Below are 23,665 nucleotides of genomic sequence, written 5' to 3' on the forward strand. Positions count from 1 at the left end.
CATGACGACGTACGTCTACGCCATCACCGACGCCGGCCATCCGCTGCGACTGTCCGGCGTCGCCGGGGTCGGCAACCCCGCGGCGCCGCTGCGCACCGTGCGGACCGTGGACCTGTGCGCGGTGGTCAGCGACGCCCCGGCGGAGCTGCGCGCCAAGCGCCGGGACGTGGCGGCCCACCAGGACGTCCAGGAACACCTGCTGGCCGACGGCAGCTGTCTGCCGATGCGCTTCGGGCTGGTCGGGCCGGACGACGAGCAGGTCGCCGCCGTGCTGGAGGAGCAGCACGACACCTACACCCAGCGGCTCGGTGAGCTGGCCGGGTGCCGGGAGTACCACCTCAAGGTGGCGCGGGACGAGGAGGACCTGCTGCGGGAGATCGTGCGGGACTCCCCCGAAGTGCGCCGGCTGAACGACCGTACCCGGCACCACTCCGGGCCGTACGACGACAAACTGGTGCTCGGCGAGCTGATCTCACACGAGGTCCGGGCCCGCCAGGACCGCGCCCGCACGGACATCCTGGCCCGGCTCGCACCGGCCGCGGTACGCATCGCGGACGGGGAACCCACCAAGCACTACTTCCTCGCCACCTCGTTCCTGGTGGCGCGGGAGCAGGCAGCCGCCTTCTCTCAGGCGGTCCGCACGGAGGCGCAACAGCGCGGCCACCCGTACGCCTTCCGGCTCTACGGCCCGCTGCCGCCGTACAGCTTCGTCTGACCGCACCCGGTTCGTCCGACCGCACCCGGGCCGCGCCCTCGGCACCGGGAGACCGATCGGGCGGGAGGTTTTTCTCGATGGGGCTGCTCACCCACCTGCTGACCCTGCCGATCGCCCCGCTCAGGGGCGCCGTCCGGGTCCTCGACCAGGTACTGCTCACCGCGGAGCACGAGTTCTGCGACCCGGAGCCGGTGTACGAGCAACTGGCCGAACTAGAACGGCAGTTGGTGGACCGGCGGATCGGGCCGGAGGAGTTCGACGCCCGCGAGGACGAACTGCTGGACCGGCTGGAGTGGCTCCAGGCCCGCCGACGCCAATCACGAGGAGGCTGAACCGCATGTCCGACCCGCCGACCGGGCCGGGGGGAACCGCCGCGCCCATGAGGACCTCCCCCGCGCCGCCCCCGTACGGCCGGCCGGGGGCCGGGCCCGGCTCCTCCGCCAACCTCGCCGACATCCTGGAACGCGTCCTCGACAAGGGCGTGGTCATCGCCGGCGACATCCAGATCAACCTGCTCGACATCGAGCTGCTGACCATCAAGATCCGGTTGCTCGTCGCCTCCGTGGACAAGGCCAAGGAGATGGGCATCGACTGGTGGGAGCACGATCCCTCGCTCTCCTCCGGGGCCCGCGGGCCCGCGGCCCGGCCCCTCTCCGCCGGGGAGGAGCAGCCGGCGGCCGGAGGGGAAGCAGCCCCGGAAGCCGGCCGGCAGCAGCAACCGCAAAGGGAGGAGAACCGGTGAACGGACCGTGGCACAGCTATGTCTACGCGGTCGGACGGGGCGGCGGCGACCTCGACGCGGTGGCCGCCGCACTGACCGGGCTGCGCGGCGCCCCCCTGCGGACCGTCGCCGGTTCCGGGCTGACGGCTGTGGTGTCCTCCGTCCCGGCCGACGACTTCGGTACGGACGGACTCACCGAGCGGATGGCGGACCTGGCGGAGCTGGAGGCGCTGGCCCGCACCCACCACGAGGTCGTGGAGGCGGCGCACGCCCGGACGACGGTGTTGCCGATGCGGCTGGCGACGGTGTACCTGGACGACGCCCGGGTACACGCGATGTTGTCCGAACACGCCCCGGATCTCGATGAGTTGCTGTCCTGGCTCCACGGCCATGCCGAGCTCGGAGTGAAGGTGTACGCGGACCCGGTCCGCGCGCACGCCGAAGCCGCCCCCGCCGCGCCGTCGGCCGGCTCGGGCCGCGCCTACCTGCGCCGGCGCCGGGACCAACATCGCCGGCGGGACGAGGCGTACCGCGCGGCGGGAGTCGTGGCCGGCGCGGTCCGGGACACGGTGGCACCGCTGACGCGGGGCATGGTCGCCCACCGCCCCCAGCAGGGCGAACTGGTCTCCGGCCCGGGCGAGAACGTCGCCAACGAGGCGTATCTCGTGCCCCGCACCCGCGTGCGGGAGTTCCACCAGGCACTGGCCGGTCTGTCCGGTGGCGACGCCGGCGTACGGGTCGAGATCACCGGCCCGTGGGCGCCGTACTCCTTCGCGACCCGGCCGGCGCAAAGCGGGACGGCATGACGGCCGGTGAGGTCGCGGCGCCCGCCGGAGGCTCGTCCGGACCGGGCGGGCCCGTCGGAGTGGCCGGTCCGCGGATCGCCCTGATCGATCTCCTCGACCGGCTCCTCAACGGCGGTGCGGTCCTCACCGGGGACCTGGTCCTGTCCGTCGCCGACGTGGACCTCGTGCGGATCAGCCTCCGTGCCGTCATCCACTCGATCACGCAACAGGAGGCACTCCCTTGGCAGGAGGAATCCCTTCAGGAGGCGTTCCCTTATGAGGCAGGACCCCACCTGGCCGACGGCGCCCGCGACCCTCGCCCAGCGGCTGGAGAGCGACCCGGAGACGGTCGAACGCGATCTGATCAGACTCGTGCTGACGATCGTCGAGCTGCTGCGGCAGCTCATGGAACGCACCGCACTCCACCGTGCGGACCAGGGCGATCTGACGGAGCACCAGGAGGAGCGGGTCGGTATGACGCTGATGATCCTCCACGACCGGATGTCGGAACTGTGTGAGCGCTACGGCTTCACGATGGCCGACCTCAATCTCGACCTCGGGCCACTCGGCTCCCTGCTCCCGCGGAACTCCCCCTGAACCGCCGGGGCTTCGACGAACCCCTCTCAACCCACCCCTAAAGGGGACCGGACATTTCACCCCATCCATGACAGGAGGAACCCATGGCACCCCTGCTACTCGTCCTGCTGCTCGCGCTGCTGCTGTTCGGGGCCGGCTTCGCACTCAAGGCGTTGTGGATCGCCGCCGTCGTCGTGCTCGTCTTCTGGCTGCTCGGCTTCCTGATGCGGTCGACCGGGGCCGGTGGCGGCCGCGCCCGCTGGTACCGCTGGTAGCCGTCGGGCGCGCGGCCGTCCGGACCAGGTCGGCCGCCGCCCGCTCCCAGCCCCCGAGCGGAGTCTGATGATCGACAGAACGCCGAAGAGGCCGAAGCCGACCGCGGTGCCTCCGCTGCCGCCCACCGCGGCGAGCGCCACCACGATGTTGGCGGGTGTTGGCAGTTACTGTCAGTAAGTGCCCTAATGCGCCTCACGGCTGGCGGCTTGCCTGCTCAGCCTCGCTGTGTGCGGCGGGCTCGGCGCACAGACAGCCGACGCCCCGTTCGATCCACTCCCGGCCGGCCCACTCTGGGTGCCGCTCGATCAGCAGCGCCCGGACCTCGGCCACGATCTCGCCCTCGCCCATCGCGGAGTCGCGCCGCCGCCAGGTCTCGTCCCGCAGCTCGCGCAGATAGGCGCGGACGTCGTCGAGCACCCGCGGCCCGCCGAGCGCGCCGTGGCCGGGCACCACCACCCGGGGGCGGGCGGCGGCCAGCCGGTCCATCACCGCCAGCCAGCGCACTCCTGAGACGTCCGTGTCGTACGGCGGGAACCACGGAAAGATGGCGAACTGGCCGGTCTCCGCCAGGTCGCCGGTGAACAGGACACCGGCGTCCGGCACTTCGACCACCTGGTCGCCCTTCGTGTGGCCCCGGCCGGTGGGCCGCAGTCGTACGGTCCGGCCGCCGAGGTCCAGGTCGTACCCGTCGTCGTAGACCACATCGGGCGTCGGCACCGGGACGCCGTCGAGACGCCGGGCGATCGCCCCGCCGAAGCCCCGGAACATCTCCAGATATCCCGGCCCCTTCGTCGTCAGGTCGTCCGCCTGAGCGCGGTTGACCAGGTACGTGGCCCGGTCGGCGAACACGTGGGCGCCGAAGGCGTGCTCAGGGTGGAAGTGGGTCGACGTCAGATACAGCCGGCGGCCGGCCGCCACCTCGGAGGCGAAGGCGAGCACCTCCTCGGCGTTGGCGGTGCCGATGCCGGTATCGACGACGAGCACGGCCCGTGTGCCGGCGACGACGCCGATGTTGGGCACCAGTTGGACTCGGTGGTTCGGGATCACCAGCAGGTCGGGGGCGATCTCCTGGGCGTCACAGACCCGCACGGCGAGGTCGGGCATCGGTTCGTCCGTCATGCCTCGATTCCACCGCCGCGGTTCCCGAGTCGTCCAAGACCGACTCGGCACCGCCGATACCGTACGGATATCGTCACTGGTCATGGAGCTACGCACGCTGCGCTATTTCGTGGCCGTCGCCGAGGAACTCCACTTCGGCCGGGCCGCCGCCCGGCTTCACATGAGCCAGCCACCACTGAGCCGGGCCGTCAAACAACTGGAGAGCGACCTCGGTTCGCCCCTGCTGCACCGCTCCGCCGCGGGCGTCACGCTCACCCCCGCCGGGGCGACGCTGCTCGATGAGGCACGCGCCCTGCTCGACCGGGCCGAGCGGGTGCGCGTTCGCGTGGCCGCCGCGGCCGGTGCCGCGACCCTCACCGTCGGCATGCTGGGCGACGGCGGCGGCCGGGGAGCCGCACGGCTGGCCGCCGCGTACCGTCGGCGGCATCCGGGCGTCGAGATCCGTATCCGCGAGACCGACCTGACCGACCCGACCTGCGGGCTGCGGGCTGCGGGCCGGTCTGGTCGACCTCGCCCTGACCCGCGCGCCGTTCGACGAGACCGGCCTGAAGGTGTACGAACTGCGCGCCGACCCGGTGGGCGCCGTCCTGCGCGCCGATGATCCGCTGGCCCGTCGCGACCGCCTGGTCCTCGCCGACCTGGCCGACCGGCGCTGGTTCCGGTTTCCGGACGGCACCGACCCGATCTGGCAGGCGTACTGGCACGGCGGCGAGCCCCGCGAGGGACCGGTGGTGCGCGCCGTCCAGGAGTGCGTGCAGGCCGTGCTCTGGAACGGCACGGTCGGCCTCGCCCCGCTCGGGCACGACCTGCCCCAGCTCGCGGCGGTGCCGCTGGCCGACATGGCTCCGAGCCGTGTGGTGGTGGCGGTGAACGAGGGCGATGCGAACCCGCTGGTCCGCTCCTTCGTCCGGGTCGCGACGGCCGCCTACCGCGGCTGACCGCCTACCCGCGTCCGGGCCGAGTACCGCCACGGGCAGCGCCTCCGCCCCCCCGATGCCAGCCGTCCAGGCCCCCGTGTCATCACGGATCACCGGAATTTCATCGTGATTCCAGCGGCGTCCGTCACGTTGGTGAGCCAGCGCGGGAACCGCGGGTGTCGCCGTGCCGTACGGGTGTCAGGTCCTGGTCGCCATCGACCTGCCCGGCCGGAACGCGGTGGTGCGCGCGGTCTTCCGATCACGCCGGATGGGAAGACCCGGCACGGGGTCCGGCCCGGCCGGACGACACGGAGGTACCCGATGACGAGCATGAAGCGGCGAGACCTGTGGGGCATGGCCCGCGAGGCCCGCAGGGCGAGGCAGGCGGGCGACGTGACGCACACGGTGCAGCTCTACCTCAATCGGCCGGTGTACGGAAAGCGGGCTGTCAGGAGGGCGGACCGCGGAGTCGACGAGACGATCCGGGCCATTGAGCGCGAGGGCTGGAAGTGCTGTTCGGTCGAGCCGTGGCTCGGCACCGGGGTGCTGCTCAGCTTCGTACGGGCCGGCTGACGCGCCGCGCCGGGCCGGCGCCCGCTGTCCGCAGGAGCGGTTCTGCGGCCGGCCACGCCCGTGGGCGAGTCCCGGCACCGCCCACGGATGGCGGTTGTTTCCCTCCGACCCTTCCGGGATAAATGATCATTTGATACCGCACATCGATCTGCCCGAGGCGGGCGTCTCTCCAGCAGCGCGAACCGCACTGGGACGCGGGAGGAAGTGCCCAGGTGAGCAACAGGTATGGCCGCCCCGCCCAGCGGCCCAACCGCCGGGGAACGGGACACGGCCGTCCACGGCATGTGGTGCTGGGCAGCCGGCCGGCGGGAGCGGTGGGGCGGGCCCGGTCGATGTCCGCCGCATCTGGCGTCCGGGCGCGCGCCGAGGGCGCTTCGGTCCCCTCCGGGCTGCGCATTGCCGCCGCGTATGCCTGGCGGCTGCTGGCGGTCGGGGTGGTGGTGTACGCGGCGTTCACGGTGCTGGGCCGCTTCCAGCTCGTCGCGGTCGCGGTGTTCCTCGCCTTGGTGATCACCTCGGTCCTGCGACCCCTGGTCGACCTGCTGTCCCGCCGACTTCCCCGAGCCTTGGCAGTGGTGGTGTCCGTGCTGGGCAGCATCGTGGCGCTACTGGCACTGCTGGCGCTGGTGGGCCACGCGGTGGCGGGGGAATGGGACCGGCTCGCGGGGGAACTGGGCGGGGGAATCGACCGGATCAAGCAATGGCTCGAAGGCCCCCCGTTCCACGTCAGCCACTCCGCGCTGGCGGACCTGCAGGGAAAGACCGCCTCCTTCCTGGCCTCGCACCGCTCCACGCTGATCAGCGGCGCGCTCAGCGGGGCCAGCCGGGCCATCGAGCTGGTCACCGGAGGTGTGCTGGCGCTGTTCTGCTCGGTCTTCTTCATCCACTCGGGCGAACGGCTGTGGCTGTGGACCTGTGCCCAGGTGCCGGAGGCCGCCCGTCTCCGGTGGCGCGGCGCCGGGCGGGCGGCGTGGCACACCTTCGCCGGCTACACCCGCGGCATCATCATCGTGGCCGGCACCAACGCCCTGCTCGTCGGACTCGCACTGTTCGTACTGCGGGTGCCGTTGGCCCTGCCACTGGCCCTGCTGGAGTTCGTCGCCGCCTTCGTCCCGCTGGTCGGCTCGCCCATCGCACTGGCGGTGGCCACCATGGTGGCTCTGGCGGGGCGGGGCCCGCTGGTCGCCCTGGTCGTGCTGTCACTCATCGTCGTCATCGGCCAGCTCGAAGGCCATGTGCTGCACCCGCTCGTGTTGAGCTGGGCGGTGCGGCTCCATCCGGTGGTCGTCGCCATCTGCGTCATCGCCGGCAGCATCGTCGCAGGAGTCATCGGCGCTGTCGTGGCCGTGCCCATGGTCTCGGTCGCCTGGTCCGTGATCCAGGCCCTCCGCGCCCCGGACGGCCGTTCACCAGCCTGACGCCTCCGGTGTTCCCCTTCCCGCCGGTCGGCGCGCACCGCACCCCTGCGCCCTCGGAAAAGCTCTGGTTCGAGATCAAACGTGTCGTATAGGCTGCGGCGATTTTTCAAAACTTCATGCTCGAGGGTGGGGGATTTCGGAATGCGCAAGGCATCGCAGGCCGTGGTGGGGGCGTTGGTCGCGATGAGCGTGCTCAGCGGCTGCTCGTTCGGCTGGGGCGGGGACGAGAAGAAGAAGGTCGCCGAGAAGAAGCTGGGCGACAAGGGCACGGCGTGCGAACTGCCGGTGCACTTCACCCTCGCGAAGTCCTGGAAGGCAGAGGCCATCACGCGGGCGACGGTGGACCGGATGGGCCCGCTCGGCCACCAGGGGCCGCTCACACCCGCCTGCGAACTCGACGCCAGGCCCACCGGGCACATCGGCTTCCTCACCGTGTGGTCCGGCACCAAGGGCGCCGCCGCGCCCGGCGGCACACCCCGCGCCCTGATGAAGCAGTTCGTCGCCGCCGAGCACTTCGAGAGCAACGTCAAGTTCCGTGAGTCCAAGGCCGGTGGCCTGTCCGCCACCGAAGCCGGCTACACCGTCACCGACCTGTCCGCCGGCGAGGTCAGGCCCGAACGCGCGCTGGCCGTGATGACCAGGCACGGTGGCGTGGTCATCCATCTCGGAGGGCTCAACGCCGCCGAGCACAAGGCCATGCTCCCGGCGTTCGAGCTGGCCAAGAAGTCCCTCGGCCTGACCTCCTGAGCGGCGCCGCCGCGCCCTCCTGGACGAGGGTGGCCGCACCGCACGACACCTCATCACCTGGGAAGGGTTCACTCATGCCGTACTTCGAAGGGTCCGGCGGGACCAGCCTGTTCTACACCGACTGGGGGCAGGGCAGGCCGGTGGTGTTCGTGACCGGGGCCTGGCTCGGGAGCAGCTCATGGGAGTTCCAGATGCTCCCGCTGTCCGAACAGGGCCTGCGGTGCGTGGCCTTCGACAAGCGGGGGCACGGCCGCTCGGACTGGGTCGGCCACGGCTTCGACTACGACACCCTCGCCGACGACCTCGCGGCGCTGCTCGAACATCTCGACCTGCGCGACGTGACCTTGGTGGCGCACTCGATGGGTGGTGGGGAGGTGATCCGCTACCTCTCCCGGCACGGATACGACCGGGTGAGCCGGGTGGCGCTGATCGCGGCGACCGCGCCGTTGATGGTCCGGGCGCCCGACAACCCGGAGGGGATCGACCCGAACATCTTCGATGCCGTGCAGGCGGACCGGACCAAGGACCGCCCGCGGTGGATGGCCCAGAACGGGCAGGCGTTCTTCGCGACGCACCTGGGCAACAAGATCTCCGCCGAGCTCATGGCGTGGACGGTGCAGAAGTGCCTCGACTGCTCCGCCAAGGCGGCCGTCGAGGTGATCAGGACGGGGTTCTGCACCGACCTGCGCCAGGAGGCCGGCGCGCTCCAGGTGCCGACCTTGATCATCCATGGGGACGCGGACGCCTCCGCTCTGATCGATCTCACCGGGCGGCGGCTGGCGAAGCTGGTGCCGGACAACATCTACAAGGAGTACCCCGGAGCGGGGCACGGCCTCTTCATCACCCACGCCGACGAAATCAACCGGGAGCTGCTCGACTTCATCGGGAACACCGTCATCAGGGACCCCGCATCCTGAAGATGCCGCCCTCGCACCCGCCCGCTCGGTCGCGACGCCGGGGCCGGCTGCCGGGCACCGCGTGAGCCGCTCGCGTCAGGGCCGGCGGCCGGACGGGTGATCAGGCGCCCGGCACAAGTCGCAGGGGGCATCACCTTCCTGGAGTCGATGGCGACGGCAGGAGGACGAGGATGCGAGTGTCGGCCGGTTCCCACGGTGGTTCTTCGCGGGGCCTGAGTGGGCATCAGATGAAGGACTTCGTCGCGCGTACCGAGGATTCGTTCCTGCGCGCGCTCGATGCGCTCGGCCGTCTGGAGAAGCTGGACGCCGTCATCGCCCCCGTGCAGCGGGTGGTGCAACGTCTGCCGCTGGGAAGTGCTCGCGATGTGCTGCACGGGCTGCCCATCGGTCACCCGCTGCATCCGGTGTTGGTGCAGGTTCCCATCGGGGCATGGCTGTCCTCCGCGGTGTTGGATGCCGTGCCCGGTACCGGCCGCGGCTCCCGGCTGCTGGTGGGAGTGGGCGTCCTCGCCGCCGCTCCGGCCGCGCTGGCGGGCTGGGTGGACTGGGCCGAACAGCACGAGGACCAGATGCGTACCGGCTTGGTGCACGCCGTGTCGATCGCGGTGGCTGTCGGCCTGTACACGGGGTCGTGGGTGCAACGCGGGCGGGGCCGTACGGTGTGGGGCAAGGCGTTGGGCCTGGCGGGGCTGTGCGCGGCGGGTGCCGGAGGAATGCTCGGTGGCCACCTCGCCTTCCGGCAGGCCGCCGGCCCGAACAAGGCGGAGCCCGTGCCCCGTCTGCTGGGGGACGAGTGGCAGTCCGTGGGAAGCGTGCAGGATTTCCCGGTCGGCCAGGCGGTGCGCCGACAGCTGGGCGAGGTACCGGTGCTCGTCGTCCACGAAGCGGGCGGACGGATCCACGTACTGGCCGACCGCTGCAGCCATCTGTCGGGGCCCTTGTCGAGCGGCGAGGTGACCGACGGTTGTGTGGAGTGCCCCTGGCACGGCAGCGTCTTCAGGCTCGCCGACGGCGCGAACGTCCGCGGGCCCGCGACGGCTCCACAGCCCTCGTTCCTGGTGCGTCTCGACGGGAGCGGAACCGTCCAGGTGCGGCTGCCGGGGGCGGGCTGATACGGGGAGGAACCCCCGCACCCGCTGCGGTGTCGCTCAGCCGGGAAGCCGAGGCAGCACTTCGGAGCGATAGAAATCGAAGAATCCGCGCTGGTCGGGGCCGATCTGGCTGATGTAGACGGCGTCGAAGCCCGCCTCGACGTATGCGGTGATCGCCTTCACGTATGCCTCGGCGTCAGGTCCGCAGGGCACGTTCTGAGCCACCCTCTCGCGAGTGACCAACTCATTGGCCTGCTCGAAGTGGCGCGGCGTGGGCAGGACCTGGGGCAGCTCTCCCGGCAGTTGTTCGTTGGCCCAGAGGCGATGGGCGGTCTTCACTGCCGCTTCTCGGTCCTGCGACCAGCACACCTTCAATCCGCCCATGGCGGGTTTCGTCGCACCACCGCCGCGCCGGAACCGCTCCACGGCATCGGCGTCGGGGGCCATCGTGACGAATCCGTCCCCGATTCGGCCGGCCACTTCGGTCGCGGCCGGCCCGAACCCGGAGACGTCGATGGGCACCGGCTCCTCGGGAACCGTGTAGAGGCGCGCGTTCTCGACCGTGTAGTACTTCCCGTGGTGGCTCACCTCCTCGCCTGTGAAGAGGCTGCGCATGACCTGTACGGCCTCTTCCAGCATCTCCAGACGGACAGCGGCCGGTGGCCATCGATCGCCGAGGATGTGCTCGTTGAGGGCTTCGCCGGAACCCACTCCGAGCCGGAACCTCCCGTTCGTCTGCACCGCTGCTGTCGCAGCCGCCTGAGCGGTGACCGCGGGGTGCAGGCGCATCGTCGGGCACGTCACGGCGGTCTCGACCGGGAGCGACGTCACCTGGGACAGCGCGCCGATCACCGACCAGACGAAGGGACTCTGGCCCTGCGCGTCGTGCCAGGGATGAAAGTGGTCGGAGATCCACAGTGAGGTGAAGCCGGCCTGTTCGGCCATCCGCGCCTGTTCCACCAGCGCCGCCGGGCCGTGCTCTTCGCAGGCCAGGAAGTACCCGTACTCAGCCATTGCTCCTCCGCGGGTGTGTCGGGCCTGCCGGGCACCTCCGACCGTACGGAGACGCGTGCCGCCGCGCACCTTGCGGCAGCGGCGACGAGAGCGCGGTCCGCACCCTGCGTCAGCGCCGCAAACCGCCTGTCGACGCGGCCTCGGCCGGGGCGCACCATGGCCGCCGGCCTTGTGCGACGTGGCTGATCAGGACTTCCCCCGGCCCGTGACGAAGTCCCGGACCCGGTCCACCAGCCCGGCCCCCGGCGCGAGGATCTTGTTCGCCGGCGGTGTGACGGGGGCGGCGGGGTGCGGACGGGTGGGAGCCATCTTCTTCGCCATACGGATCTTGTCGCCGAGAGTGTCCAGGGCCTCGTCCGAGCAGGCCATGCTCAGCTGGGGGAAGAGGTTGCTCTCCTCGTCCTGCACATGGCGGCCGACCGAATCCTTGAGGGTCATGAACAGCTGGTCCAGCTGCGGGTCGTCGGCGGAGCAGCCTTCGAGCCTCTTGAGGATCTTCTCCACCTCCCCGTGGTCCTTGAGCTCCCTGTCGGCCATCGCATCGCCGTTGGCCACGTGCTCGCGTACCGCCGGGTACAGGTACTGCTCCTCCGCGACGGAGTGCCGTACGAGCTCAATGGTGACCTCGTCGATGAGGCGCTTGCGGTCCTGGTGGCCGCTGGGCAGGGCCTCGATCCGCCCGAAGAGGTCCTCGACCTCGCGATGGTCCGTGGTCAGTTCCTCGATGATGTTTCCGCCATGCGCCATGGGCACCTCCTGAAGCGTTGGACCGGACCGCCCGCGCAGCGCGTGCCGGGCGTTCACCACGTGTTCCCGGGCACGGCGACTGCTAACGGGGGGAGGCGAGCCTTGGCTCTGGTTGGCTCCGCAGCGTCACCCGTGCTGTGGCATGTCGGGGCACGCCGGATGCCCCGGGAACGGCATCCGGGCCGGGAGCGCAGAGGTAAATGAGCATCTTTCGATGCTATGCGTGAGCTGCGCCATTTCGCCCGATAGCCCTGGCCTCTACGCTGCCCAGTGCTCAGTGCCCGGGATCTCGGGGCCGACTCCGAGGCGCCCGTGAGATCCACGAACTTGCGGATCTTCCGTGGCGCGCCAGAGAAGGGACGCCGTTTGTCCACCGATATCTCGCCGGTCATAGCCTCCACCGTGCAGTGGTTGCTGCGCTCTTACCCCGTGACCGGCGGCGCCGTCGACGCTGCCCTCGCGGAGGCCCAGGCCCGCCAGGCGGCCACGGTCTCGGCATGGCTGCGCTACCCGACGGCGGCGGATGTCGCCGTGGTCGCCCTCCTCGGCCCCGGGGGCTCGGCCCGGCTGGACTGGATCACCGGAGCCGACACGGCCGGGTCCGAGGCTCCCGAGGAGCCGTGGCGGAGCTGGGTCGACGAGGTCGTGGCGAGCTGGGCCGCGTGCCTGCTCACCACGCCCGAACTCGCCGAGGAGGCGGTGGCGGCCCTGGCGAGGGGTGAGCACGCCGCCGGGGTGAGCCTCGACTTCCGCCGGCTGACCCGGCCCGACGAACGCGACCGCCGGGCGACGGCACTGCTGCGCCATCCGGATCTCCTCGCTCCGGTCGCGGATCTGCACCGTGCCGCGCTCGTACGGCACCTGCAGGGCGACCAGCTCGACGCCGACCGTGTCTAGGCGCGTCGGACAGGTCGGCATCCGGAGAACCCGCGACGGGGCGGCCGCGCCGTCGACGTAAAGGGGAGCGCCCGGACGGTTGCCTCGCGCGCTCCGTCACCGGCGGCACCGAAGCGCGCCGCCGAGGTGGTCCGACGGGCGTTTGCGGCATGGCAGGCCCGGCCGGAGACTGGGCGGAGCGGCTCTCCGCGTCGCGCACTCCGTGTCCCGCCGCGTCCACGAGCGATCCTCATTCCCGTCCGGAGCGCGTCCGGCGACCGGCGTGGTGGTCGTCAGGTGGTCGCCGTGGCCGCCTGCCGAGGGACACCGATCGCCCGGAGGCGAATTCCGGGCCGGACGACACGGCACGCAGACGCACCGAGCGTCCGGCACGAACCGGCCTTCGCCGACGGGTACGGCCAAGGAGGACGAAGTGCGGGCACTGACATGGCACGGCAAGCGGGACGTACGGATCGACACGGTCCCCGACCCGAAGATCATCGATCCGACCGACGCGCTGATCAAGATCACGTCCACCGGCATCTGCGGGTCCGACCTCCACCTCTATGAGGTGCTCGGGCCGTTCCTGGAACCCGGCGACATCCTTGGCCATGAGCCGATGGGAGTCGTCGAAGAGGTGGGATCCGAGGTCACCGCGCTCGCCCCCGGTGACCGGGTGGTGGTGCCGTTCAACGTCTCCTGCGGCTCGTGCTGGATGTGCGACCGAGGCCTGCATTCGCAGTGCGAGACCACCCAGGTCGAGGAGCACGGCATGGGCGGGGCGCTGTTCGGCTACACCAAGCTCTACGGCCAGGTGCCGGGAGGGCAGGCGGAGTATCTACGGGTGCCCTTCGGCAACACCTTGCCCATCAAGGTCCCGCCCGGTCCCCCGGACGAACGGTTCGTCTACCTCTCCGATGTCCTGCCCACCGCCTGGCAGGCGGTCGCCTACGCGGACCCGCCGCCCGACGCCCGCATCGTGGTGCTCGGACTGGGCCCGATCGGTGACATGGCCGCCCGGATCGCCCTGCGTCGCGGGGCCCGCCAGGTGATCGGAGTGGACCTGGTGCCCGAGCGGCTGGCCCGCGCCCGGGCACGCGGCGTACACACCCTGAACGTGGACGAGCTCGGCCGGGACCTCGGTGACGAGGTCCGCCGGCTCACCGACGGGCGCGGCGCGGACGCGGTCATCGAGGCGGTCGGCATGGAGGCCCACGGGGCGCCCGTGGCGAAGGCCGCACAGCAGCTCGTCGGGCTGCTCCCGGATGCGCTCGCGGAGAAGCTCATGACACGCGCCGGGGTGGACCGGATGGTTGCCTTCCATGCCGCCGTCGACGTGGTCCGCCGGGGCGGGACGATCTCCGTGGTCGGCGTGTACGGGGGCGCGATGGACCCGCTTCCGCTGCTGACGATGTTCGACAAGCAGGTCCAGCTGCGGATGGGGCAGGCCAATGTCCGGCGCTGGGTGGACGACATCCTCCCGCTCCTCACCGACGAGGACCCGCTCGGTGTCGAGGGCTTCGCCACGCACCAGTTGCCGCTGGAGGACGGACCGCAGGCCTACAAGACGTTCCAGGCCAAGGAAGACGGCATGATCAAAACCCTGTTGCTGCCGTGATCACACGGGTTGCCGCCGCGAGCCACCCGGGCGCGCGGGTGGCTCGCGGCATCAGGGGGGCGAAGGGCGGCGTTCACCGGCCGAGGGCATTGCGGAGCTGCTGCTTGCTCATGTTGGAGCGGCCTTCGATGTTCTTCTTCTTGGCCTCCTCGTACAGTTGATCCTTGGTGGGGCCCTGGGATCCGCTGTGGGACCGTTCGCCGCCGCGTTGCGAAGCGGACTTCCTGTCCTGGGTGGAGACCCTGCTCGCGGTCTTCGACTCGCCGGAGCGGGCCCGTTCCTTGTTCACGGTCCGGGCGGCGATCTCCTTCGCCCGCTTGGTCGATTCGCCCCGCTGTTCGGCGCCCTCCTTGATGTGCTCGTATTGACGCTCGCGCTTCTTGCTCGAACCTGCAGGCATGGGCACTCCTAGTCCGTGGGCGTGTGGCGGCGTCCCGGCGGCGACCGCCGGTCACGCATCCATTTTCGCCCCTTTTCGAGGGTTGCGCCCGAGGCCAGGACAGCCGATCGGGCGAGGTCGAGAAGCGGAAGTCCTCCCATGCTCGGCAGCGGAGCCGGACCTCCCGTTCAGAAGAGTTCCTCGGCGGTGGAACTGACGATACGGGCCTGCATATTGCGTTCCATCATGCGCAGGGCGGCCTCCGCGAGGTCCTGGTGGATATGCGCACAGGCGTCCTCGACGACAGTGACACCGATGTGCCGGATATGGGCGTCGAGCGCCGAGTAGAGCACGCATTGTTCGGTGACCTGACCGCAGAGCACAATCCTGTCGATGCCGTGCTGACGCAGCAGATATTCCAGGGGCGTCTGGTAGAAGATCGAGTGTCGCGCCTTGACCACGAACAGTGCGGCATCGTCCGGGCGGACCGGCTCCACCAGGTCCGCGTGGGGGCCACTGAGCACGGTGTCGAGCAGTTCATCATGGTGTGAGCGCCACAGCCCGAAATTGTCGTTGACGTAAATGACCTCGATATCGCTCCGGCGAGCCCGTTCGATCAGCGAGGTGAGGTGCGGCAGGACCGTGCGCACCGAGGGCAGTAGCAGTTCGGCGTCCTCGTGCTCGTAGGAGTTGAGCATGTCGATCACGACGAGTGCGGTGGCGGACATGGCGAGGGGCCCTGTTCAGCTCGACCCCGGGCGTTCGCGGCGGCGAGCGTCGAGCAGGGCGCGGAGCCGGCGCGGGGTCCGCTCGTCGAAGCCTGTCCCGCCGGTCGTCACGGCCCCGCCTCCGGGAACCGCTCCGGGAGCCCTGTGCCTCGGTACGTCGTCGGTCCGTTCCTGCTCCCCACGGGTCCGCCCGCCTTTCTCCGGATGCCGCCTCTCTCACTGTGCCGCGCGGCGGACCGCCTCGCACCCGCGCCGGAGCCGGCCGGTCCATGCTGGGCCGGGGCCCCGGCGTTGTGCCGTGCCGTCAGTCCTGGTGGTGCTTCCGGCCCGGGAGGAACTCCTGGACCTTGGCCTTCAGGCCCTGCTTGACCATCGCCGCTCGGTCGCTGTCGCCCTTGAGGACCGCGGTGGCCGCGGCCTCGATCTGATCGAGGCCGGCATGCGGCGGAATCGGGGGCACGGCCGGGTCGGTGCGGAAGTCGATGACGAAGGGCCGGTCGGCGGCGAGCGCCTGACGCCAGGCGTCCTCGACCTCGCCGGGCTTGTCCACCCTGGTCCCGCCGAGCCCGATGGACCGGGCGAAATCGGCGTAGGGCACATCGGGGATCGCCTGCGAGGCGAGGAACTGCGGGGCGCCGGCCATCGCACGCATCTCCCACGTCACCTGGTTGAGGTCCTGGTTGTTCAGGACGGCGACGATGAGTCGCGGGTCGCTCCACTCCTGCCAGTACTTGGCCGCGGTGATGAGCTCGGCCATGCCGTTCATCTGCATGGCGCCGTCCCCGACGAGGGCCAGTGCCGGCCGGCCCGGATGGGCGAACTTCGCACCGATGGCATACGGCACTCCCGGCCCCATGGTGGCCAGCGTCCCGGACAGCGAACCTCGCATCGTGCCGCGCATCCGCAGATGCCGTGCGTACCAGTTGGCGGCCGAGCCGGAGTCCGCGGCCAGGATGACATCGTCCGGCAGCAGCGGATCCAGCGCGTGCACGACGTACTCCGGGTTGATCGGATCGGCTTCCACGGCGGCCCGCCGCTCCATCACCTCCCACCACCGTGCGGTGTCCTTCTCGATCTTCTTCCGCCAGTTGCCGTGCTTCTTGCGCTCGAGCTGAGGGATCAACCGCCGCAGCGTCGCCCGCGCGTCCCCGACGAGATTGACCTCGAAGGGATAGCGCATCCCGACCATGTGGGGGTCGATCTCGATCTGGACCGCCCGTGCCTGGTCGAGCTCCGGCATGAACTGGGTGTAGGGGAAGCTGGATCCGATGACCAGCAGGGTGTCGCAGCCCTGCATCAGCTCGTAGGAGGGACGGGTCCCCAGCAGGCCGATGGCGCCGGTGACGTACGGAAGGTCGTCGGGGAGCGCGTCCTTGCCCAGCAGTGCCTTGGCCACTCCCGCGCCGAGCACCTCGGCGGCCTGCTCCACCTCGGGGCGTGCCCCGCGGGCGCCCTGCCCGATCAGGATGGCGACCTTCTCCCCGGAGTTGAGCACCTCGGCCGCGCGGGCGAGGTCGTCCTCGGTCGGGACCGGCGCGTACGAGGCGATCCCGAGGCTGGAGGGGACCATCTTGAAGGCGTGCGTCGGCGGCGAGTAGTCCAGTTCCTGGACGTCCGCCGGGACGATCACCGCCGTCACCGTCCGCCGGCCGTAGGCGGTGCGGATCGCCCGGTCGATGGCGTTCGGCAGCTGCTCGGGGACGGTCACCATCTCGCAGAAGTCGGAGGCGACGTCCTTGTACAGGCTCTGCAGGTCGACTTCCTGCTGGTAGGAGCCGCCCATGGCGCTGCGGTCGGTCTGCCCGACGATCGCCACGACGGGTACGTGGTCGAGCTTTGCGTCGTAGAGGCCGTTGAGCAGATGGATCGCACCGGGCCCGGACGTGGCCGCGCAGACGCCGACCCTGCCGGAGAACTTGGCATACCCGACGGCCTGGAAGGCAGCCATCTCCTCGTGCCGCGCCTGAACGAACTTCGGCTTGTCGTCGGCGCGTTCCCAGGCGGCGAGCAGCCCGTTGATACCGTCCCCGGCGTAGCCGAAGACCTGCTCGACGTCCCATTCGCGCAGCCGCTGGAGTATGTGGTCGGAGACCTTGGTCGACACGCGTGATCCTCTTTCGTCGTCGGGGAACAGCTCGGGAGGGTCGCAGCGGAAGACGGCGCACCACGGTTCCGGTCCGACGACCGGCGTCCCGGCCTCGATCCGGGGCCGCAGCGCGGTAGCAGTTCGCTGCGGGAGCTCAGAGGAAGCGGCGGACGGTGTTGCGTCCGAGTGCGCTCGTCACTGTTCCTGCTGCTTGTGCGCTGCCTCAGGCGGCCCTTCCCGCCTGGGCGAATTCCGAGACGAAGGTCGCGCAGAAGGCCTTCAGGTCCCCCGGCTTCCGGCTGGTGATCAGCGTGTTGTGGCCCGCGGTGCACACCTTGACCTGCTCGTCCACCCAGGTTCCTCCAGCGTTGCGGATGTCGGTCTGCAGGCTGGGCCAGGAGGTCAGCGTGCGCCCTCGCACGACGTCGGCCTCGATCAGCGTCCACGGCGCGTGACAGATGGCCGCCACCGGCCTGCCCCGCTCGAAGAAGGCCCTGACGAAGGCGACCGCGTCCTTGTCCATGCGCAGGGCATCGGGGTTGGCGACGCCGCCGGGCAGAACCAGGCCGCCGTACTCCGTCACTTCCGTGGTGCCGACCGTACGGTCCACCGAGAAGGTATCGGCCTTGTCCAAGTGGTGGAACGCCTGAATCCGTCCGCTTCGGGTGGACACCAGTTGCGGAACGTCACCCGAGTTCAGGACCGCTTGCCAGGGTTCGGTCAGTTCGACCTGTTCCACACCTTCGGGCGCTACCAGAAAGGCGATCTGCATAGGATGTCGTTCCTTTCTTCTGTGGTGTCAAGGCCGGTCTTCCGTGGTGTCGGTGCCGGTCTTCTGTGTGTCGGTGCCGGCCGGACGTATGTGTCCGGCCGCACGGGAGGCGCGGCGGCGGGCCGCGGGCGCCCCCAGACCGATTCCCGCCGGGCGGAACCGCTCATGCCCGTTCGGGCCCGATTAGGCCGGATGCGCCCCGGGGTAACCGAACGGCTCACGGGCTCCGCGGCGCCGGTGAGGCCGCCCTCTTCGCCCGCGTGCCCGGAGGAGTGCCGACGAAACAGGCAGACGGACCGCGCGGCCGCCTACCTCTCCCCCGCGTCGCGACGGCGCGGACGTGGGTCGAGCGGGGTGAGTACGCCGAGGCGCTCCTCGATCCGCTGCGCCGCGTCCAGGCACAGGTCCTCGCGGTACATGCCTGCCATGACCTGGACGCCCTGCGGCAGCCCGGACGCGATTCCGGTGGGCACGGCCACGGCCGGCACCCCCACGTACGTCGACGCGGTCAGCAGCCGCATCGGGGTGAACGTCGCGTCGCGCTCCTCAGCGGTCCGCGGCACCACTGGCTCGGGTATCGGCTGCGTGGACACCGGTCCGAGCAACAGCGGACAGTGCTCGAAGAGGCGGGCCCACGCGCGCTGGACCCCCAGGCGCACGCCGGTCTGCCGGACGTACTCCTCCAGCCCCACAGCCGGGTGGCGTTGGATGTCCAGCTCGATGTGGCGGGCGCTGTCGTCGGTGAGCAGCCGCCTGAGCATCGGCCAGGCCAGGGAGAACTCGGTCCGCAGCAGTGCGTCGTAGCCGTCGAGGGCGTCCTGCAGCCGCGGTACCTCCACCTCCTCGACGGGGTGCCCGGCGTCCTCCAGGGCTGCTGCCGCCGCCTCGATCGCCGCGCGCACGTCCGGGTGGACGTCGCCCCGGCCGCCGGGGTCGGTCACCACGCCGACCCGCACCGGTGCGTTCGCCTCCGGCCCGTACAGCGGGGCCGGAACGGCTCGCGGGTCCTGCGGGTCCGTCCCTGCGAGCACCTCGTACGCCGCCCGCAGGTCCGCCACCGACCGGGCCAACGGCCCGTCCACCGGGAAGAGTTGGTGGCCCAGGACCGGCTCCTGGTCGCTCATCCGGTGGTCTGCCGGGAACCGCCCGTAGCTGGGCTTCAGCCCCGCGACACCGTTGAAGGTCGCCGGGTTGCGCACCGACCCGCCGGAGTCGTTGCCCAGCCCCAGCGCCGCCATGCCGGTCGCCACCGCGACCGCGTCGCCGCCGCTGGTGCCGCCGGGAGTGCGCTGCGGGTCCCACGGGTTGACGGTTTCCCCGAACAGCCGGCTGACCGTGTGCAGCCCGGCGATCGCCAGGTCGGGCATGTTGGTGCGTCCGATCGGAATCGCCCCGGCCGCGCGCAGTCGCCGTACCGGGGGCGCGTCCGCCTGCGCCACCCAGTCGCGGAAGTACGGCACGCCGTGCGTGGTCGCCGAGCCGGCGACGTGGATGTTCTCCTTCACCGTGAACGGCACGCCGGCCAACGGACCCAGCCGGTCGCCGGCGGCCCGGCGCCGGTCGGTCTCCCGCGCCGCCTGCCGGGCGCTGTCCTCCAGCAGCCGGGTCACCGCGTTCACCCGCGGGTTCACCTCGGCGATCCGCTCCAGGTGCGCCTCCACGGCCTCCGCCGCGGACACCTCCCCGGACGCCACCAGCTTCGCCAGCTCCGTCGCCTCCAGCGGCCACAGTTCGTTCGCCCCCATCGGGCCTCCCTTCGCTCCGAGCAGCAAAGATACAGAACTGTATCTGGATACAGAATTGAATATTTGGGCGCCGGTGGACCGTAGGATGCCGCCGTGACATCTGAACGCAAGCGCCTGACCCGCGAAGAGAGCCGACAGCAGACCCGGCACCGCCTGCTGGCCGCCGCCGCCGAGCTGTTCACCGAACGCGGCGTCAACGGCACCTCCGTCGAGCAGATCGCCGAGCGCGCCGGCTACACCCGCGGCGCCTTCTACGGGAACTTCGAGGACAAGAACGCCCTCGTCGCCGAGCTGCTCCACGACCGCACACGCCGCGAACTCGAGGAAGTCCGCTCCCTCACCCAGGACGCCGCCTCCGGCGCCGACGCCCTCGACGGACTCCGGGCCTGGAACCGCGACCGAGCCCGGCACCTGCCCCAATGGCTCGCGCTGCGCATGGAGCTCGTCCTGTACGCCCTGCGGAACGACGAACTGCGTCCGCTGCTCGGCGAACGCGAACTCCTCGCCCGCGACGCCCACACCACCGGTCTGGAGCAGGCGTTCGCCTCCCGCGGCGTCACCTCGCCCGCCGACCCCGCGTTCCTGGCCCTGATCGTCCACGCCCTGGAGGACGGCCTGCTCATCCAGCGTCTGCTGACCCCCGACGGCATCCCGGACGACGTCGTCGTCGACGCCTTCGACCTGCTCCTGCGCTCCTGGACCGCACTCGCCCGGCAACCGGCCCGGGAGACCGACGGCCAGGACCCCCCGTCACAGCGATAGCAGGGCCGGGCCCCGCCGCCGCAGCGACGGCAGCGGGGTGCCCGGCACCCGCCTTGCGTCGACGTGGCTAGGTGAGGTCGGCGAGGAGCGCGTCGAGCGCCTTGGTCAGGGCCTCGGAGTTGGCCGCGTCGAACCAGGTGGTGCGGATGCGCTCGTTGATCCCGTTCGGGGTCTCGTGGTCGCCCGCGAGCTGGTGAAGGGAGCGCCCCTCGTCACCCAGCGAACGCTCGACGCCCTGGAAGAGACCGCGGATGTACCGGTCCGCGTCCTTGGCGGGCACGCCCTGCCGGGAGGCCCAGTCGGTGAGCGTGGCCAGGTACCAGTAGTGGCTGGTCAGCGTGGCCGTCAGTGCGGAGAAGACGTTGAGGGCCGCTTCGTCCGCGACGGGGAGCGCCCCGCCGAGGCGGTCGAAGAGCGCGTCCACGACCGGATGGGAGGGGCACGTGACGGTGACGGACCGGCGTTCGCGCACGGCGGGCAGCGGGATGGCACGCACCAGCGGGGCGTCGGTGCCGAGCGTCTGGCGCAACTCGCTGATGCCGATGCCCGCCATGACGCTGACCACGACGCTGTCGCCGCCGATCCGGAGTCCGGCGAGTGCCTCGGAGCGGTCCTGGGGGCGGACGGCGATGAGCACCGTCTCGGAGCGGTTCACCACGTCCTGGTTGTCGGCGCAGACCCGCACGTTCGGATACTGCCGGGACAGCTCGGCGGCCGTACGGGACCCTCGTGGCGAGAGGTAGATCTCCGGCGGCTGCTGCACGCCGTCGCACAGGCCGTCCACGATGGCCCGGCCGATCTCGCCCACGCCGATGATCCCGATGCGTTCCACTGTGTCCGTGTCTCCCTGGTCGTCCCCGGCAGCGGCGGTTCGCACTGCGACGCCCGAGCCACCGCTGCTTGTACGTGCGCGATCCAACCACCTTGAAGATCATTTCGTGCGGAGTTCTCAGGAGTCCTCGGAACCCACCGCAGGTTGAGCCGTCTGCGGCGCGGCCGGTGCCCTCCTGACCTGCCGCCTCGGGGCTTGGGCCTTTTCGACCCTGACCCATCGGGCAGGGCCTAGGCTCGCCGCATGCGAACAGCGTGGGTGACAGCGGCAGGAGGGGCAGTTGCCGCCCTGGCCTGGGGCGAGTGGTTGAACTGGCGATGGTCTCGAACGCTCGTCGGGAGGGAACGTGACGGCGGTTCAGGGGCCGTCGTTGTGCTGGGCTACCGAAATCCGCACCCGTCGATCAACATCGTCAACCGGTGGCGAGTCCGCGCCGGGCTGCGATCCGCCGCCTCCGGCAGTGCGCATGACACCCAGGTGATCTTCAGCGGAGGTTCGGCGGGTGGCGGCCCTGCCGAAGCCCGGTTGATGGCCGACTACGCGAAGTCTGTGCTGGGGTTCGACGGCCGCGTGCTCATCGAGGACCAGAGCAGGACGACGTGGGAGAACATCGCGAAGGTGATTCCACTGCTCGAAGGAGCGGATCACATCAAGATCGTGTCCCAGCCGGCTCACGGGCTCAAGGCCCGCGCGTACCTGCGCCGCCAGCGCCCCGACCTCGCCGAGAGACTCGTGCCCGCGGACGACTACCGCCCCGGCGAGTGGGCGGTAGTCAAACCGCTGCTGGCCCTGTACGGGCTCAGGACGCTCCACGGTCTCCAAGCCGCCGACCGGAAGCCCTCGCGCGCGGACACCCGCTAGCCGGCCGTCACGCCGCCGCGCAGACCGGCAGCACGACGCGGAGACCGGCGCGGGCGCGCCAGCCGTGTCGCTGGTGCCGGGTGTCGGTCCAGTCGGCCAGATGACCGACGATGCCCAGGCCGCGGCCGCGTTCGTCCCGCGGCCTGGCGGAGTGCGGGCACGGCCAGGTCGGTGCGCCGGTGTCGTGGACGTCGACGCACACGTCCCGGCCGTCCAGAGACAGGTGCACCGTCATGTCGGCCCGTCCGTGGCGGGCCGCGTTGCCGGCCAGCTCCCCGACGATGAGCTCGATGCGGTCCCGGTCTTCTTCGGCCACACCCCAGCGGTTGAGATGAGCCAGGACGAAGCGGCGTACGGTGCGCACCCGGCTCTTCTCAGCGGGCAGGGTGATCACCGCGTGCCGGGCCGCCGGTCGGGGAAGCAGAAGTCGCGGCAGCGCCGATGCGCCAGGGGAGACCGGCCCGGGGCGCCTTACCGGGACGGTCACGGAGGGACCGGCGTGTGCGTGGTGCATGCGTGGAGCCCTTCTCCAGTCGCGGCGGCGTTGTGCTGCCCGACGCCGTCTGTCCTTTCGCTGCGCTGCTGTCGACTGCTGCCCGGTACCGCCAGTTCGCCTGCCCTCTGTCGTCTGTCGCCTCTCCGGACCGGGCCCGTTCGGCACCTCACGACGGCGTACGGGCCGCGGCAGCCAGCAGCCGTTCGGTGTCCTCACGGCTGAGGAGCAGTGCCCGGCCGACCGCGGCCAGGGCCCGGTGCTCCCCCGGGGTGTACGGCCCGTCGGCCAGGGCGATGCGGGCGCCCCGCAGCAGCAGCCCCTGACTCCCGACCCGGGCCAAGTGGGCGGCGATCGGGCCGAGGGCCTCGTGTACTTCGATGGTGAGCGCCGGGCCGCCGTCATCGGTGGCGTCCATGTGCCCGCTGCGCGGCCGCCCGGTGGCGACGGCTCGCGCCTTGAGGAGGCCGACCAGCTGCTCCTCGGTGCAGTCGGCGAAACCGGCGTCGCGCACCGCACCGACCGCGGCCTCACGCACCGCGGCATCCTCGAAGCCGCCGGCGGCGAGGACCGCGAGGGCGACGGTGTGCACGGCGTCGCGGAGCATCGCCGAAAGGCGGGTGCTGGTGGGGCGGTCGAGCACGTCGGTCCCGAAACAGGTCCGGCAGCCGGCGCACTCGACCGCGAGCCTGAGGTCGGTGCTCGGGAGGGGGATGCCCAGGAGGACGAGCCGAAGGCGGCCGGTGCGCCGGAGGTAGCTGCGGTCGCCGCCGCAACCGGGACAGAAGAACTCGCCGTCGCCAACCGTGCGCCAGGTCGTGCGGACTCCCCGTACGCGCCCGTTCATCGCCTCGGTCCTTCCGCACCGGCAGGCCGGGGGCCCTTGGAGGGGCGGGT

General features: G+C 71.1%; 26 protein-coding genes and 2 pseudogenes. 17 read left to right on the top strand and 11 right to left on the bottom strand.

Translation table 11 applies throughout. From position 1 onward, the window contains the following. The first annotated feature begins 1 nt into the window (after position 1). From AC0680_RS12040 to AC0680_RS12070, 7 genes and pseudogenes are all read left to right on the top strand, one after another. Positions 2 to 715 (top strand): GvpL/GvpF family gas vesicle protein, encoded by a 714-nt coding sequence (locus tag AC0680_RS12040; RefSeq protein WP_478627227.1) that lies wholly within the window; start codon positions 2 to 4, stop codon positions 713 to 715. 77 nt (positions 716 to 792) lie between these two features. Further along, a complete protein-coding gene (locus AC0680_RS12045) occupies positions 793 to 1,047 on the top strand; it encodes a gas vesicle protein GvpG (protein ID WP_478627230.1) in 255 nt (84 codons plus the stop codon). Between the two features lie 47 nt (positions 1,048 to 1,094). Continuing rightward, a complete protein-coding gene (locus tag AC0680_RS12050) occupies positions 1,095 to 1,457 on the top strand; it encodes a gas vesicle protein (RefSeq protein ID WP_478627233.1) in 363 nt (120 codons plus the stop codon). Continuing rightward, positions 1,454 to 2,242, top strand: coding sequence for a GvpL/GvpF family gas vesicle protein (locus tag AC0680_RS12055; protein ID WP_478627235.1), 789 nt, complete (start codon positions 1,454 to 1,456; stop codon positions 2,240 to 2,242). Before AC0680_RS12050 ends, AC0680_RS12055 begins: the two co-directional genes overlap by 4 nt. Beyond that, positions 2,239 to 2,437 (top strand): annotated as a pseudogene (gene gvpJ / locus AC0680_RS12060) (gas vesicle protein GvpJ); the annotation flags it as partial. The gene AC0680_RS12055 and the pseudogene gvpJ, both read left to right, overlap by 4 nt. A gap of 60 nt (positions 2,438 to 2,497) precedes the next feature. After that, a complete protein-coding gene (locus AC0680_RS12065) occupies positions 2,498 to 2,818 on the top strand; it encodes a gas vesicle protein K (RefSeq protein ID WP_478627238.1) in 321 nt (106 codons plus the stop codon). Between the two features lie 83 nt (positions 2,819 to 2,901). Next, positions 2,902 to 3,072 (top strand): hydrophobic protein, encoded by a 171-nt coding sequence (locus AC0680_RS12070; RefSeq protein WP_360944446.1) that lies wholly within the window; start codon positions 2,902 to 2,904, stop codon positions 3,070 to 3,072. A gap of 193 nt (positions 3,073 to 3,265) precedes the next feature. On the opposite strand, the gene AC0680_RS12075 is transcribed toward AC0680_RS12070, so the two are convergent. Further along, positions 3,266 to 4,192, bottom strand: a complete 927-nt coding sequence (locus AC0680_RS12075; protein WP_478627240.1) for an MBL fold metallo-hydrolase — start codon at positions 4,190 to 4,192, stop codon at positions 3,266 to 3,268. 82 nt (positions 4,193 to 4,274) lie between these two features. On the opposite strand from AC0680_RS12075, the pseudogene AC0680_RS12080 reads away from it, so the two are divergent. From AC0680_RS12080 to AC0680_RS12105, 6 genes and pseudogenes are all read left to right on the top strand, one after another. Further along, positions 4,275 to 5,130 (top strand): annotated as a pseudogene (locus AC0680_RS12080) (LysR family transcriptional regulator). A gap of 300 nt (positions 5,131 to 5,430) precedes the next feature. After that, complete coding sequence (locus AC0680_RS12085) at positions 5,431 to 5,682, top strand: hypothetical protein (RefSeq protein WP_478627243.1); 252 nt, start codon at positions 5,431 to 5,433, stop codon at positions 5,680 to 5,682. Between the two features lie 212 nt (positions 5,683 to 5,894). After that, complete coding sequence (locus tag AC0680_RS12090) at positions 5,895 to 7,100, top strand: AI-2E family transporter (protein ID WP_478627244.1); 1,206 nt, start codon at positions 5,895 to 5,897, stop codon at positions 7,098 to 7,100. Positions 7,101 to 7,241: 141 nt separating this feature from the next. Further along, positions 7,242 to 7,847, top strand: a complete 606-nt coding sequence (locus tag AC0680_RS12095) for a lipoprotein (RefSeq protein WP_478627246.1) — start codon at positions 7,242 to 7,244, stop codon at positions 7,845 to 7,847. Between the two features lie 74 nt (positions 7,848 to 7,921). Then, complete coding sequence (locus AC0680_RS12100) at positions 7,922 to 8,764, top strand: alpha/beta fold hydrolase (protein WP_478627248.1); 843 nt, start codon at positions 7,922 to 7,924, stop codon at positions 8,762 to 8,764. A gap of 227 nt (positions 8,765 to 8,991) precedes the next feature. Next, complete coding sequence (locus AC0680_RS12105; protein ID WP_478627250.1) at positions 8,992 to 9,876, top strand: Rieske (2Fe-2S) protein; 885 nt, start codon at positions 8,992 to 8,994, stop codon at positions 9,874 to 9,876. A gap of 36 nt (positions 9,877 to 9,912) precedes the next feature. Here the strand turns inward: AC0680_RS12105 and AC0680_RS12110 are convergent, their stop codons facing one another. Beyond that, positions 9,913 to 10,869, bottom strand: coding sequence for a TIGR03557 family F420-dependent LLM class oxidoreductase (locus AC0680_RS12110; RefSeq protein ID WP_478627253.1), 957 nt, complete (start codon positions 10,867 to 10,869; stop codon positions 9,913 to 9,915). 186 nt (positions 10,870 to 11,055) lie between these two features. Then, positions 11,056 to 11,616: a hemerythrin domain-containing protein gene (locus AC0680_RS12115; protein WP_478627255.1), complete on the bottom strand. Its 561-nt coding sequence runs from the start codon at positions 11,614 to 11,616 to the stop codon at positions 11,056 to 11,058. Between the two features lie 366 nt (positions 11,617 to 11,982). On the opposite strand from AC0680_RS12115, the gene AC0680_RS12120 reads away from it, so the two are divergent. Beyond that, the gene (locus tag AC0680_RS12120; RefSeq protein WP_478627258.1) at positions 11,983 to 12,513 is read left to right on the top strand and encodes a hypothetical protein; all 531 of its coding nucleotides are present in this window, start codon (positions 11,983 to 11,985) and stop codon (positions 12,511 to 12,513) included. 412 nt (positions 12,514 to 12,925) lie between these two features. Beyond that, positions 12,926 to 14,110, top strand: coding sequence for a zinc-dependent alcohol dehydrogenase (locus tag AC0680_RS12125; protein ID WP_478627260.1), 1,185 nt, complete (start codon positions 12,926 to 12,928; stop codon positions 14,108 to 14,110). A 73-nt stretch (positions 14,111 to 14,183) separates the two neighbouring features. Here the strand turns inward: AC0680_RS12125 and AC0680_RS12130 are convergent, their stop codons facing one another. The 5 genes from AC0680_RS12130 to AC0680_RS12150 all read right to left on the bottom strand — a co-directional run bounded on the left by AC0680_RS12130 (position 14,184) and on the right by AC0680_RS12150 (position 19,820). Beyond that, positions 14,184 to 14,510 carry a plasmid stabilization protein gene (locus AC0680_RS12130; RefSeq protein WP_478627262.1) on the bottom strand — a complete coding sequence of 109 codons (327 nt, stop codon included), beginning with the start codon at positions 14,508 to 14,510 and terminating at the stop codon, positions 14,184 to 14,186. Between the two features lie 167 nt (positions 14,511 to 14,677). Continuing rightward, a complete protein-coding gene (locus tag AC0680_RS12135; RefSeq protein WP_478627265.1) occupies positions 14,678 to 15,217 on the bottom strand; it encodes a cysteine hydrolase family protein in 540 nt (179 codons plus the stop codon). 304 nt (positions 15,218 to 15,521) lie between these two features. Beyond that, positions 15,522 to 17,321 carry a thiamine pyrophosphate-requiring protein gene (locus AC0680_RS12140; protein ID WP_478627267.1) on the bottom strand — a complete coding sequence of 600 codons (1,800 nt, stop codon included), beginning with the start codon at positions 17,319 to 17,321 and terminating at the stop codon, positions 15,522 to 15,524. 205 nt (positions 17,322 to 17,526) lie between these two features. Further along, positions 17,527 to 18,075: a type 1 glutamine amidotransferase domain-containing protein gene (locus tag AC0680_RS12145; protein WP_478627269.1), complete on the bottom strand. Its 549-nt coding sequence runs from the start codon at positions 18,073 to 18,075 to the stop codon at positions 17,527 to 17,529. 308 nt (positions 18,076 to 18,383) lie between these two features. Continuing rightward, positions 18,384 to 19,820 (bottom strand): amidase, encoded by a 1,437-nt coding sequence (locus tag AC0680_RS12150; protein ID WP_478627272.1) that lies wholly within the window; start codon positions 19,818 to 19,820, stop codon positions 18,384 to 18,386. A 93-nt stretch (positions 19,821 to 19,913) separates the two neighbouring features. On the opposite strand from AC0680_RS12150, the gene AC0680_RS12155 reads away from it, so the two are divergent. Then, entirely contained in the window at positions 19,914 to 20,582 is a 669-nt protein-coding gene (locus AC0680_RS12155) for a TetR/AcrR family transcriptional regulator (protein ID WP_478627274.1), read from the top strand. Between the two features lie 67 nt (positions 20,583 to 20,649). On the opposite strand, the gene AC0680_RS12160 is transcribed toward AC0680_RS12155, so the two are convergent. Then, positions 20,650 to 21,414, bottom strand: a complete 765-nt coding sequence (locus AC0680_RS12160; protein ID WP_478627277.1) for an NAD(P)-binding domain-containing protein — start codon at positions 21,412 to 21,414, stop codon at positions 20,650 to 20,652. Between the two features lie 243 nt (positions 21,415 to 21,657). Here AC0680_RS12160 and AC0680_RS12165 point away from each other — a divergent pair, with 243 nt between their 5' ends. Continuing rightward, positions 21,658 to 22,275, top strand: a complete 618-nt coding sequence (locus AC0680_RS12165) for a YdcF family protein (RefSeq protein ID WP_478627278.1) — start codon at positions 21,658 to 21,660, stop codon at positions 22,273 to 22,275. Positions 22,276 to 22,282: 7 nt separating this feature from the next. On the opposite strand, the gene AC0680_RS12170 is transcribed toward AC0680_RS12165, so the two are convergent. Together AC0680_RS12170 and AC0680_RS12175 are read right to left on the bottom strand one after the other, a co-directional pair. Then, positions 22,283 to 22,789, bottom strand: coding sequence for an ATP-binding protein (locus tag AC0680_RS12170; protein ID WP_478627280.1), 507 nt, complete (start codon positions 22,787 to 22,789; stop codon positions 22,283 to 22,285). 148 nt (positions 22,790 to 22,937) lie between these two features. Next, positions 22,938 to 23,615 (bottom strand): TerB family tellurite resistance protein, encoded by a 678-nt coding sequence (locus AC0680_RS12175; protein WP_478627283.1) that lies wholly within the window; start codon positions 23,613 to 23,615, stop codon positions 22,938 to 22,940. Between the last annotated feature and the right edge of the window lie 50 nt (positions 23,616 to 23,665).

The sequence above is a fragment of the Streptomyces sp. NPDC043738 genome, from assembly GCF_056436545.1.